Raw genomic sequence first — 12,068 nt, forward strand, 5'->3', positions numbered from 1 at the left:
GTTGGAAAGATACCAAAAGGACGGGTAGAGCTTCAATAAAGGTGCTTTGGGAAGGATGGTTTAAACTACAAACCATCCTTGAGGGCTACGAACTCGCAATGTCTCTTGATCACTAGACTTGTGATCAAGAGACAGCCATTGCGGTGGCTTTTTAAATTTAGATATTGGTTTGTCTAAATATCATTATTCCGCAGAAAGCACTCGAAGGATCTTATCCGCGCGTTCTGCAACTTCGATCCCTTCGTCAGTTAGGTAACCGCCATCTGGCTGTGTGCATAGTTGTTTTTCGTACAGACGCGCAACGGCTGCCTGCATTTCTTCAGAAGCTTCTTTGTGGACTTTGATGCCAGTAGCTGCGCTGCTTAAATCGAATTGAAGAAGTAGGTTCAGTTCGGCGATATGGTCAGCTGAATATTTCATAGGTAATTCCTTCGTACTTTTTTAAACAAGCTAGTCTGAAAACTAAGGTTGAGCAATAGAAAAGCCTTAGAAATGTTAAGTGTAGCGCTATAGGCCTGATATAACGCGGAAATTTTATTCTACAGTAAACATTTGAACCAAATATTAATAATGGTTAGGACAATAACTCATTGTTGAATTTTATCGATGACTCTCTCAGCAACAACAAATTTGGTAAACATGAAAAATAGCCCTTGAAAAAGTCTGGAAATGGAGCGATTATCCGCGCCTCGTTAATTGTTTCTAAATGTTACACTTCCATGAACTTCAATCAGTTTGACTCACTATTACCACCTCAGGCTGCTGAACGTGCCGCCGAAGTAGGTGTTGGCAAAGCAACTAAAGCTCCGATGAAATCTTTCCTGTTGGCGATTTCTGCAGGTATTCACATTGGTATTGCTTTTATTTTCTACACAACCGTAACCACTGGTGCTGGTGATCTCCCTTGGGGCATTACACGCCTTATTGGTGGTTTGGCATTCAGCCTTGGCTTGATCTTGGTGGTTGTTACTGGCGGTGAGCTGTTTACCAGTTCGGTTCTTACGCTGGTGGCACGTGCAAGTGGCAAGATTTCATGGAAAGCCTTAATGAAGAACTGGCTGGTTGTATACTTCGGTAACTTGGTTGGTGCGGTTCTACTTGTTGTTTGTATGCTTATTACTAAGCAATACATGTTCGACGGTGGACAAGTGGGCTTGAATGCGATGGCAATTTCGCAACATAAGCTGCATCACGGTTTCTTCCAAGCCGTCGCGCTAGGCATCATGTGTAACGTTTTAGTATGTATCGCAGTTTGGATGACGTTCAGCGGTCGCACCCTGACAGATAAAATCGCAGTAATGATCTTGCCAGTAGCGATGTTCGTTTCTGCAGGTTTTGAGCACTGTATTGCGAACATGTTCCAAGTACCAATGGCGATTGGTATTAAATACTTTGCTCCAGAGTCATTCTGGCAAATGACAGGTGCCAACATTGCAGACTACGCGGATCTGAACATGATCGGTTTCTTGACCAACAACCTGATCCCCGTGACGATCGGTAATATTATCGGTGGTGGTGTCTTCGTTGGCATGTGGTACTGGATGATTTACCTGCGTGATGAAGATAAGCATCTGAAATAATTTTCAAAAAAGGCAAGCTACGTGGCTTGCCTTTCTTTTATCTGAATGTTTTAGCTGTTGCGCTAGACGAGCTCTTCGTTGATACCAAATTCATTTGGGATCCAGTGAGATGTCATTTCTACAGGCTCTTGTGTTAGCCAGTCTACAGGTACTTCTGACACTAAATCATCGAGTTTTTCTCGCGTGATTAACCTATCCATGATGAATTCTCCTTTCGTCGTTTAACTGCACTTTAGAGCCAGTCGATGACGCTTCTATGACCAATCTGTGATCGTTTGATTGATGAGGAGAGGTAAGTCTCAAAGTTGCTCTTATGTTTCTGGTTGCTTATGGGTTTTTGGGGTTTATCCACATTTTCTGTGGATAACCTGTCTCAAAGATCGTGAGTATCTTTTTTGATCGAGAAAAATTCATAAAATGAGACGCTTATGTGATGGCGAAGTGACCAACTTTAAGCCTTATCCTTGTTGATAAACTTCACTTTTATGCGGCCTTCTTTTGTTTGGACACAGCTCAGCGTCATCTCTAAGGTAATCGCCACAGACACACTGAGCATGACAAAAATCGCTAGCATGATGATTAATTGGTACTTGATGGCCACCATCGGGCTAGCGCCACCTAAGATTTGGCCTGTCATCATGCCGGGAAGCGTCACCAAGCCAGTCGTTGCCATGGAGGCGAGAATAGGCGCCAGAGATTTACGAAGCGCTTCTTGAAGGAAAGGGAAGGAGGCGTATTTGGGTGATGCACCTAAAGATATAGCGGCTTCATATTCAGATTTTCTTTGCTCAAAAGCAGTGAATAAGTTCTGCAAGGCAACGATGTTGCTGCTCAAGCTGTTGCCCAGAAGCATACCTGCTAACGGGATCATATACTGCGCGTTGTAAAAGGGCTCTGGCTTGACGAGGCCAAAAGCAATCGCCGCAAGCAAAGGGAATAAGCTGCAAGACAATCCTGCGATTAAAGGCCACATGAGAGGTTTTTTGGGTAGATTGGTTTTACTCACAATCGAGCTAGCCCCAACCACAATCATAATCGCTAGCCACAACAAATTTACTGCCAAGCTATTCAGCTTAAAAAGGTATTCCAAATACACACCGACAAGAACCAATTGAACGGTCATACGCACAACACTAATGACAGTGTCTTTGGCAATGCCAAGTTTGTATCGTTTATTGATGGTGAGTGGAATGAGCAGAATCAAGCTAAAAAGGGCGAGTTCAAACCAATTAATATCCACAACTTGATTCATAAACTTTCTCCGGAAACAAACGTTTTGATTCTAACGAAGTGCGGTTGGTTTATGAATTAGCGAGGTCTGTTTTTTGCAATCTTACGTTTGGAAAAGCACGATGATTTAGTGAAGTTTTCTTAACAAGACGATCACAACTGCTTGTCTTTAGTCGGAAAAAGAGCGATTTAGTAGCACGAAAAAATCCAGAAAATTGTAAACAAAGTTAATCTTGTGTTGTATTCTTAACATGTCTGCAAAAGACTTATTTCTTCACATGCATTAATATTTTTTCACAAAGGATATCAATCAAACACATCTCTGGATGAGCTCAAAAAAGTGTTGGATAACAAGGGGGGGAGCATCAGATTTGATTGAACCTTACTATTAGTATGGTCTAAACTTTTTCCCATAGAGATTGTAAGTCTTAAGCTTGCTGACGCGGGCTTTCCAATAACACTAGATACAAAATAGGCAAATGTATGAGTGATGTTAACAAAATTGAGAGTGGTGAAAAACGCTCACTGGAGTGGAAGTCGTTCCTCTTCATTGCAGTTGTTCTCTTCCCAATTCTGAGTGTGGCTTTCGTAGGCGGCTACGGATTTATTGTTTGGGCACTTCAAGTGTTCTTCTTTGGTCCTCCAGGCGCGCACGGTATGTAAGCCGTTGAGCTCATAACCACACTTTAGAAAAGATTTTAAGAGAGCAAATAATGAAATCATTAATCATTAAACTGTGGCGTACGATGACGCGCCCGGCAGTCCATATCAGCCTAGGCGTGCTGACTATGGGCGGTTTCATCGCTGGTGTTATTTTCTGGGGTGGCTTTAACACTGCCCTAGAAGCAACCAACACAGAAGAATTCTGTATTAGTTGTCACACAATGCGTGACAATGTATACGTTGAACTACAAGACACGGTTCACTGGAAAAACCACTCTGGTGTTCGTGCCACTTGTCCTGACTGTCACGTTCCACACAACTGGACAGATAAGATCGCTCGTAAGATGCAAGCGTCTAAAGAAGTATTCGCACAAGTATTTGGCAACTACGACGAACCGGGTGTTTTCGAAGAGCGTCGTATCGAACTTGCAAAACACGAATGGGATCGTTTCTCTGCAAACAAATCTCTAGAGTGTAAAAACTGTCACAACTACGATTCAATGGACTTCGAGCAAATGTCTCCAACCGCTCGTATCCAAATGAAACAAGCAGCTGAGAAAGATCAAAGCTGTGTGGACTGCCACAAAGGTATAGCACACCACCTACCTGCTGGTATGGATAGCATCGGTGGTATCGTTGGTGACCTAGAAGGCATGACCTCTAACACGGATTACGGTGTAGGTCAGCAACTAGTCAGTGTTCGTCACTTACCAATCTACTTCGATGACAAAGGTGCTGAAGAAGCAGGTCTTCTAAACCCAGCATCGACTGTAAAAGTTCTTGAAGACAAAGGCGACTACGTTGAAATTGAAATCGACGGCTGGCGTAAAGCGAAAGGCTTCGGTCGTGTAATTCAAGAAGACTTCGGTAAAAACATCGCAGTAGCATCTCTACTGAAAGAAGCATCAACAGACGCGAACATTGTTACGGCTGGTGAGAAGAAAGTTGATGAGCTAACTGGTCTTCCTTGGGAGAAAGTAGCAGCGAAAGTATGGATCAAGAAAGAATCTATGCTGAACGACATCAACCCTGTATGGGAAAAATCGAAAGAAGCTTACAGAACTAACTGTTCTGTATGTCACACACAACCAGCTGAAGCGCACTTCGATGCGAACACATGGCCAGGTATGTTCGACGGTATGCTAGCGTTCGTTAACCTAGATACAGACAGCGAAGCACTGATCTTGAAGTACCTACAGAAGCACTCTTCAGATTATGCTGAAGGTCACCACTAATAAGCGTCGGATTGGAGTAAAAATAAATGGCTATTACACGAAGAAGTTTTCTTAAAGGTGTAGCAACCACAAGCGCAGCGTCAGTTATCGGTCCAAGCTTATTGGCTTCAGCATCTGCAAACGCAGCTGAGTCTACTGGTACTTGGAAAGTAACAGGTTCACACTGGGGCGCGTTCCGCGCCCACATCTACGCGGGTAAAGTTCAAGAGATCAAACCGCTAGAACTAGACCAGAACCCAACAGAAATGTTGAAGGGCATCAAGGGCATTATCTACAGCCCATCACGTGTTCGTTACCCAATGGTTCGTCTAGATTGGCTAAAGAAGCACAAATACAGCGCTGAGACGCGCGGTAATAACCGTTTCATCCGTGTAACTTGGGATGAAGCTCTAGACCTGTTCTACCGTGAGCTAGAACGTGTTCAGAAAGAATACGGTCCATGGGCTCTACACGCAGGTCAAACTGGTTGGAACCAAACTGGTGCGTTCAACAACTGTACGGCACACATGCAACGTGCTGTAGGTATGCACGGTAACTTCATCACTAAAGTAGGCGACTACTCTACTGGTGCAGGTCAAACCATCATGCCTTACGTACTTGGTTCAACAGAAGTTTACGCACAAGGTACGTCTTGGTCTGAAATCCTAGAGAATTCAGACAACATCATTCTTTGGGCAAACGACCCAGTGAAAAACCTACAAGTAGGTTGGAACTGTGAAACGCACGAATCTTTCAACTACCTAGCGCAGTTGAAGGAAAAAGTAGCGAAAGGTGAGATCAACGTTCTATCTGTAGACCCAGTTAAGAACAAGACTCAACGTTACCTAGAGAACGATCACCTATACATTAACCCGCTAACAGACGTAGCATTCATGCTTGCTGTTGCGCACGTACTGTACAACGAAGACCTGTACGACAAGAAGTTCATTGAAACTTACTGTCTAGGTTTCGAAGATTTCATCAAGTACGTTCAAGGTGAAACGAAAGATAAAGTTGTTAAGACCCCTGAGTGGGCTGCACCTATCTGTGGCGTTAAAGCGGACAAGATTCGTGAATTCGCACGCATGCTAGTGAACGGTCGTACACAGATCCTTATGGGTTGGTGTATCCAACGTCAAGAGCACGGTGAGCAGCCATATTGGGCAGCAGCAGTAGTTGCAGCAATGGTTGGCCAAATCGGTCTACCTGGCGGTGGTATCTCTTACGGTCACCACTACTCAAGTATCGGTGTTCCTTCAACTGGTTTCTCGGGCCCTGGTGGTTTCCCTCGTAACCTAGATACAGGTATGAAGCCGAAGTGGGACAACAATGACTTTAACGGCTACAGCCGTACTATCCCTGTTGCTCGTTGGATCGACTGTCTGCTAGAACCAGGTAAACAGATCAACTACAACGGCGGTAAAGTTAAGCTTCCAGACTTCAAGATGATGGTGATCTCGGGTTGTAACCCATGGCACCACCACCAAGATCGTAACCGTATGAAGCAAGCGTTCCAGAAACTACAAACAGTAGTAACGATTGAGTTCGCTTGGACGGCAACGTGTCGTTTCTCTGATATCGTGCTTCCAGCATGTACTCAGTGGGAACGTAACGATATCGACGTATACGGTTCTTACTCGAACAAAGGTCTGATTGCTATGCATCGTCTAGTGGACCCATTGTTCCAATCTAAGCCAGACTTCCAAATCATGAGTGAACTGACTCAACGCTTTGGTCGTCGCGACGAGTACACTCGTGGCATGAGCGAGATGGAATGGATCCGCAGCCTGTACAACGATTGTAAGAAAGCGAACGACGGTAAGTTCGAAATGCCAGAATTTGATGAGTTCTGGGAGAAGAGCGTACTAGACTTCGGTCAAGGTAAGCCTTGGGTTCGTCACGCTGACTTCCGTCAAGATCCAGAAATCAACCCACTGGGCACACCTTCTGGCTTCATCGAGATCACTTCTCGTAAGATCGGTCGTTACGGTTACGAACACTGTCAAGAACACCCAATGTGGTTCGAGAAATCAGAACGCTCGCACGGTGGTCCTGGCTCTGACAAACACCCGTACTGGCTACAATCTTGCCACCCGGACAAGCGTCTGCACTCTCAGATGTGTGAATCTGAAGATTTCCGTGCTACTTACGCTGTTCAAGGTCGTGAGCCTGTATACATCAACCCAGTTGATGCAAAAGCAAAAGGCATTAAAGACGGTGACTTGGTACGTGTATTTAACGACCGTGGTCAGCTTCTTGCTGGTGCTGTACTTACTGACAGCTACCCACGTGGTGTTATCCGTATCGAAGAAGGTGCGTGGTACGGTCCTCTAAACGAGAAAGTAGGTGCAATTTGTACTTACGGTGACCCTAACACACTAACTCAAGACATCGGTTCTTCTGAGCTAGCACAAGCGACTTCTGCGAACACATGTATCGTAGACTTCGAGAAATTCACTGGTAAAGTTCCACCAGTGACTTCATTCGGTGGTCCGATCGAAGTTGCTTAATTAGAGCACTAAGCTATGAATGAAATACCAGCCCTCGGGCTGGTATTTTTTTGACCAAAATTCAGTGAGCGTTCTCTCAATAACCAGTTTGAATAAATTGAGATGCAACGGATTCGTGACGTTGATAACGAATTGGGTGAGGGAAGGGGAGGATAATGCGCTTAATGAAACAATAATAATTAAGTGAGTAGATTCTCTATGGCTCAGACCATTCAATTGGCCAATCACACTGAGATTTCAGTGAGTGATAACGATCTTCAATTTGAAGTCGTAGGCAACCAAATCCATTTTTCTTTTGCCGGGATACACAATAAAACCTTCACCGATCGTGAAGTCTTGTTTCAAATGCCTTTCCTCTATGAGCAAGGTGCAACGGTGCTTGGCGACGGTTTCCAAATGTTGGCGCAGACCAGCGGTACCATTTCTCAACCTATCGATATTGGTCGCTGCCCAGATAACAATAATTCCTACCGTATTTACCCAGAGAGTGCACCTAAGCGTTACTACAACTACTTAGCTGTTGAAGATGCCGCAGGTTACACCTTGTTTGGCTTTACGTCTTGTCATCGCTTTGCAGGCTATTTTGAGGTTCAGACGCACGGTGAGCATTGGGTTCTTTCTGCTTCTATTGATGGTGAACATACCCAAGTAGCGGATTGGGAACATAACACACTGGAATCTGTGGCCATATTACGCGGTCAATCTCTGTCTGAGCTTTACCAACAATACAGTGAGATGATTGCAAAACATCATCCTGTGCGTGACGGAGTAATACAAGACGCTCCGATTGGTTGGTGCTCTTGGTATGCCTACTACGCGGATGTGACCGAAGACAACGTTTTAGAAAACGTGGAATGTATGCAAGACAACCTAGCCGAGCTCGAATGGGTGCTGCTAGATGATGGCTACCAAGCATTTATGGGCGATTGGCTAACGCCTTCGGATAAGTTCTCTGGTGGTGTGAAAGAGTTGATTCACAACATTTGCGCGAAAGGCAAAAAGCCAGCGATTTGGATGGCACCATTCATTGCCCAGCCAGAATCAGAAATCTTCAAAAAGCATCCCGATTGGTTTGTGCGTCACGAGGACGGAGACCTCCTGAAAGCTGAAGATGTCACTTATGGCGGTTGGCGTTGTACACCGTGGTACATTCTCGATACTTCAAATCCTGAAGTGCAAGATCATCTAACCCACGTTGTGTCCGTCATGCGTCAAGAGTGGGGCGTTGAGTTATTCAAATTAGACGCAAACTACTGGGGCACTTTAAAAGGTAAGCGCAGTCAATCGGGCGTAACCGGTGTAGAAGCCTACCGCATGGGTATGGAAGCGATCGCTAAAGGGGCGGGAGATGCGTGGCTGTTAGGTTGTAACGCACCAATGTGGCCTTCTTTGGGGCTCGTTGATGCCATGCGTGTTTCTGATGATGTAGAGCGCCATAGCCATCGCTTTGAACAAATCGCAAAAGAGACCTTCTTCCGCAGTTGGCAGCATCGCAAGTTATGGCAAATTGACCCAGATTGCGCGACATTCACTTCATTACCTAACCAAGCAGCCTCGCGTGAAGATTATCAATTCCATCGCAACGTGCTGCTAGCGTGTGGCGGTCTACTTCTTTCTGGTGACCCTCTACCAGAAATCACCCCATTTGCGAGCAAGACGATGGCAAAACTGATGCTGCGCCAACGCCGTAATCAAGAATCGGCTAAGTTTACCGCGCTAGGTTTAAACCATGCGTTCCTACCACTAACATCTAAAAACGATCTGCATTGCTTGTTTAATTACACCAATGATGAAGCGACAGAGTTTACGCTTACCGCAGACCAGCCAACAGATTGGTATGATTACTGGACCGGAGAGAAGCTTAACCAAGAGCCTTGTCAGCTATTACTGGTCAGTTTGGATAAAGGTCTGAATGCTAAAGCTATCGTGACCGCATAGCCTGATTAGATTGAAAAAGAAAAAGAGCCTCGATTGAGGCTCTTTTTATGTCCATTTACATGTGTATCAGGCGATTAGTATTCAAATAGGAAGAAGTACCCGTAGCCGACAATCAACGCAGGGATGGCCGAGTAGACAGTCGCAACTAACGCCGCTTTCGGTGCCATAGCAATGGCAGGGAATAGGGCATCACCATCATTTGAAATCGCATTTGATAACTGTGCCGATAATGGTACCGCGCCTGAGATATACAGACTGGTAACCAGAATTTGTGGCCCACAGCCCGGCAGCAGGCCAATTGCAAGGCCAATCAGTGGCATCCAAATCCCCCAACCAGAGAACGTAGAGCCTAAATCCAGACCAGAGAAGTATGTGGTAAGCTCGAAAGCGAGGAAAGCCAAAATTACCCATGCACTAACAAAGTTAGTATCTTGCGCCGCTTTCTGAATTGGGTGGGAGTCGATGATTTTGTCATCTTCCGATACGGTCGACTGGTAGTCGCCAAGTTCCTTGGTCATTGCCCACAGGAACATACTGATCACCGCAAACGTCGCCCCTAACCACTCCATGGTGTTGTCTTTCAAACCAAGCATTTGGTTAATATCGACTTGAAATGAGCCAAGTACTGCAACGATCGTGACAGGCACAAGCAACCATTTCCAAAACGCACCTTGCAAGTTAATCGCGCGCTGCTCCATTGGGGTATGTGTGTCGCCGTGGCTGTTACAGCACTGTGCTTGAGGTGATTGTTTTTTCTGCTTTGGGCGCAGAAAATCATCGGCATGGAAAGCGTTCACCACCCAGCCAGACAACGTACCAACCACGATGCCCAAAGCGATGATACTAAAACCCGTCGCAGGCTTGGCTGCAAGCAACAAGAAAGCCGCATCGCCCATGGTTGAGGTCAGCACGGCAACGATAGCGCCAAAGCCAACACGCCCGCTGATAAATTGTGTTGTTACAACAATTGCACCACCACAACCAGGAAGCGCACCAAGCAATGCAGCAAAGAACACTTGATGGCTACGAGAGCGGTGGTAAAGCGCGGTTAATCGATTAGTCTTCGACATGAAGTTCGACAAGTAGTGGTATATCGCGAGCGTTGCAGCAACATAACAAGAAACGGCCCAGAACGAATCCGATAGCGTGGCGACGGTGACATCTCTTGTCGCTTCACTTGCTAATAGCGCGAGCAACGCAACGGGTAGCAAAAGTCGCTTATAAGCAAGGCGAAATTGAGCAGGTTGCAGCAACGGGTGTGCTGAATTAAAAATCTTGGTTGCGTTCATAGTAAGCTTAAATGCAAATGGTAATAATTCTCATTATATGAAAGTGAGAATTATTCGCAATAGGCCGTAACAACTTTTCTTCGTGTCAATCTCCCTTAAATCAGGTAAAGTAAGGGCCTTTGTGAGCAAACCCGCTTCCTCGGTGTAATTCGTTATGCAATTCACCCTGTTAGGAAGCCATCAAATTGACTTGAATAGGAAGAAACATGATTCTAGTTGTAGGTCATAAGAACCCAGACAGTGACAGTATTTGTAGTGCACTAGTTGCAACTGAACTTCTAAAGGCGCGTGGTGTTGAAGCAATGCCAATTCGTCAGGGCGAAATTAACCGTGAAACTCAGCACATCCTTGAAGTAGCTGGCGCAGAAGTTCCTGAGCTACGCACTTCAGTAGCTGGCGAAACTGTTTGGCTAGTAGACTACTCAGATCTAGCGCAAGCACCAGACGACATCGCTGAAGCTGAAATCGCGGGTATCGTTGACCACCACCGTCTAGGTGACGTGATGACAGTGAACCCAATGGAAGCATGGATCTGGCCTGTTGGTTGTACTAACACAGTACTATTCAACATGTTCAAGATTGAGGGTCACGAGATCAAGCCTCAAATCGCTAAGCTAATGATGTCAGCTATCCTATCTGACACAGTAGGTTTTGCTTCTCCAACTTGTACTCAAAAAGACAAAGATGCTGTTGCTGAGCTAGCGGCTATCGCAGACGTACAAGACGTAGACGCATTCACTAAAGATCTTCTAATTGCTAAGACAAACATTGAAGGTCTATCAGCGGCTGAACTTGTTGAAAAAGACCTTAAAGGTTACCCATTCAACGGTCGTGACGTAGTAGTAGGTCAGGTTGAACTTGCAACTCTAGAGCAAGTTGACGGCATGATCGAAGCACTAGAAGCCGATCTAGAAGCGCGTTGTGCAAACGACAACCTAGCATTCGCTGCTGTTATGCTAACAGACATCACTACAGCTCAAACTCGTCTTCTTTACAAAGGTGAGTGGGCTGAGAAGCTTGTTAAGCACGAGAAAGACGGCATGCTAATGATGGAAAACACTCTAAGCCGTAAGAAGCAAGGCTGGCCTTGGCTTCAAACTGAGCTTGTGTAATTTCATTATTACCGACGTATACTGTAAATGCCCGCCAATAGGTGGGCATTTTTCTATGGGAATAGGAGACGAACATGTCTGAAGCATTAACCCAAGAGCAAATGGACACCATCAATCGCTACAACGAAGAGCAGCGTTTGAAATACTGTGTGAAGGAAATCGTAGCAAACCGCAAAGTGTGGATTCTGAAGGACGAACACGGCTGCGTGATGTTAAACACAGAAGACGACGATTGTGTACCAGTGTGGCCAAACGAAGAGTTTGCACAGCAATGGGCGACAGGTGACTGGGAAGAGTGTGAGCCAGAAGCTATCTCTTTGAACAAATGGCACAGTCGTTGGACGTCGGGTCTAGAAGATGATGAGCTGTCTGTTGTGGTTTTCCCAAACCAGAATGAAGAAGGCGTGGTGCTGTTTCCAGATGAGTTTGATTTCGAACTGCGCAAGCAAGCGAGCCGTCGTTAAGCATTACCAATTGCGTTCTGACATTCAGAGACTAAAAAGCCTGCGTTGATGCCTGTCTCTTGATCACA

11 protein-coding genes are annotated in these 12,068 nt (G+C 45.5%); 7 read left to right on the forward strand and 4 right to left on the reverse strand.

The features are described 5' to 3' along the window. Positions 1–183: 183 nt before the first annotated feature. Positions 184–420, reverse strand: coding sequence for a TIGR02647 family protein (locus KIV40_RS13735; protein WP_285349719.1), 237 nt, complete (start codon positions 418–420; stop codon positions 184–186). Between the two features lie 299 nt (positions 421–719). Here KIV40_RS13735 and focA point away from each other — a divergent pair, with 299 nt between their 5' ends. Further along, positions 720–1,580 (forward strand): formate transporter FocA, encoded by an 861-nt coding sequence (gene focA, locus KIV40_RS13740; protein ID WP_038889509.1) that lies wholly within the window; start codon positions 720–722, stop codon positions 1,578–1,580. A gap of 62 nt (positions 1,581–1,642) precedes the next feature. On the opposite strand, the gene KIV40_RS13745 is transcribed toward focA, so the two are convergent. Both KIV40_RS13745 and KIV40_RS13750 read right to left on the reverse strand, forming a co-directional pair. Further along, complete coding sequence (locus KIV40_RS13745; protein WP_005430270.1) at positions 1,643–1,780, reverse strand: hypothetical protein; 138 nt, start codon at positions 1,778–1,780, stop codon at positions 1,643–1,645. Between the two features lie 251 nt (positions 1,781–2,031). Continuing rightward, a complete protein-coding gene (locus KIV40_RS13750) occupies positions 2,032–2,832 on the reverse strand; it encodes an ABC transporter permease (protein WP_045418221.1) in 801 nt (266 codons plus the stop codon). Positions 2,833–3,293: 461 nt separating this feature from the next. On the opposite strand from KIV40_RS13750, the gene torE reads away from it, so the two are divergent. From torE to KIV40_RS13770, 4 genes are all read left to right on the forward strand, one after another. Continuing rightward, the gene (gene torE / locus KIV40_RS13755; protein WP_005450728.1) at positions 3,294–3,473 is read left to right on the forward strand and encodes a trimethylamine N-oxide reductase system protein TorE; all 180 of its coding nucleotides are present in this window, start codon (positions 3,294–3,296) and stop codon (positions 3,471–3,473) included. 50 nt (positions 3,474–3,523) lie between these two features. Next, positions 3,524–4,708, forward strand: coding sequence for a pentaheme c-type cytochrome TorC (gene torC / locus KIV40_RS13760; protein ID WP_228174071.1), 1,185 nt, complete (start codon positions 3,524–3,526; stop codon positions 4,706–4,708). A 26-nt stretch (positions 4,709–4,734) separates the two neighbouring features. Next, on the forward strand, positions 4,735–7,197 hold the full coding sequence (gene torA / locus KIV40_RS13765) for a trimethylamine-N-oxide reductase TorA (protein WP_285349723.1): 2,463 nt from the start codon (positions 4,735–4,737) through the stop codon (positions 7,195–7,197). Positions 7,198–7,395: 198 nt separating this feature from the next. Continuing rightward, positions 7,396–9,135, forward strand: a complete 1,740-nt coding sequence (locus KIV40_RS13770) for an alpha-galactosidase (RefSeq protein WP_285349725.1) — start codon at positions 7,396–7,398, stop codon at positions 9,133–9,135. 74 nt (positions 9,136–9,209) lie between these two features. Here KIV40_RS13770 and KIV40_RS13775 read toward each other — a convergent pair whose 3' ends face one another. Then, positions 9,210–10,424: a putative manganese transporter gene (locus tag KIV40_RS13775; protein WP_228174068.1), complete on the reverse strand. Its 1,215-nt coding sequence runs from the start codon at positions 10,422–10,424 to the stop codon at positions 9,210–9,212. 206 nt (positions 10,425–10,630) lie between these two features. On the opposite strand from KIV40_RS13775, the gene KIV40_RS13780 reads away from it, so the two are divergent. Together KIV40_RS13780 and KIV40_RS13785 are read left to right on the forward strand one after the other, a co-directional pair. Continuing rightward, complete coding sequence (locus tag KIV40_RS13780; protein ID WP_038889496.1) at positions 10,631–11,536, forward strand: manganese-dependent inorganic pyrophosphatase; 906 nt, start codon at positions 10,631–10,633, stop codon at positions 11,534–11,536. A 74-nt stretch (positions 11,537–11,610) separates the two neighbouring features. Then, the gene (locus KIV40_RS13785; RefSeq protein ID WP_005425781.1) at positions 11,611–12,000 is read left to right on the forward strand and encodes a DUF2750 domain-containing protein; all 390 of its coding nucleotides are present in this window, start codon (positions 11,611–11,613) and stop codon (positions 11,998–12,000) included. Positions 12,001–12,068: the final 68 nt, after the last annotated feature.

This window comes from Vibrio sp. D173a (assembly GCF_030248475.1).

Coding starts and splice junctions, on each gene's coding strand:
- KIV40_RS13735 (WP_285349719.1), bottom strand. CDS start 420: ATGAAATATTCAGCTGACCATATCGCCGAACTGAACCTACTTCTTCAA.
- KIV40_RS13780 (WP_038889496.1), top strand. CDS start 10,631: ATGATTCTAGTTGTAGGTCATAAGAACCCAGACAGTGACAGTATTTGT.
- KIV40_RS13775 (WP_228174068.1), bottom strand. CDS start 10,424: ATGAACGCAACCAAGATTTTTAATTCAGCACACCCGTTGCTGCAACCT.
- KIV40_RS13745 (WP_005430270.1), bottom strand. CDS start 1,780: ATGGATAGGTTAATCACGCGAGAAAAACTCGATGATTTAGTGTCAGAA.
- torE (WP_005450728.1), top strand. CDS start 3,294: ATGAGTGATGTTAACAAAATTGAGAGTGGTGAAAAACGCTCACTGGAG.
- KIV40_RS13785 (WP_005425781.1), top strand. CDS start 11,611: ATGTCTGAAGCATTAACCCAAGAGCAAATGGACACCATCAATCGCTAC.
- KIV40_RS13770 (WP_285349725.1), top strand. CDS start 7,396: ATGGCTCAGACCATTCAATTGGCCAATCACACTGAGATTTCAGTGAGT.
- KIV40_RS13750 (WP_045418221.1), bottom strand. CDS start 2,832: ATGAATCAAGTTGTGGATATTAATTGGTTTGAACTCGCCCTTTTTAGC.
- focA (WP_038889509.1), top strand. CDS start 720: ATGAACTTCAATCAGTTTGACTCACTATTACCACCTCAGGCTGCTGAA.
- torC (WP_228174071.1), top strand. CDS start 3,524: ATGAAATCATTAATCATTAAACTGTGGCGTACGATGACGCGCCCGGCA.
- torA (WP_285349723.1), top strand. CDS start 4,735: ATGGCTATTACACGAAGAAGTTTTCTTAAAGGTGTAGCAACCACAAGC.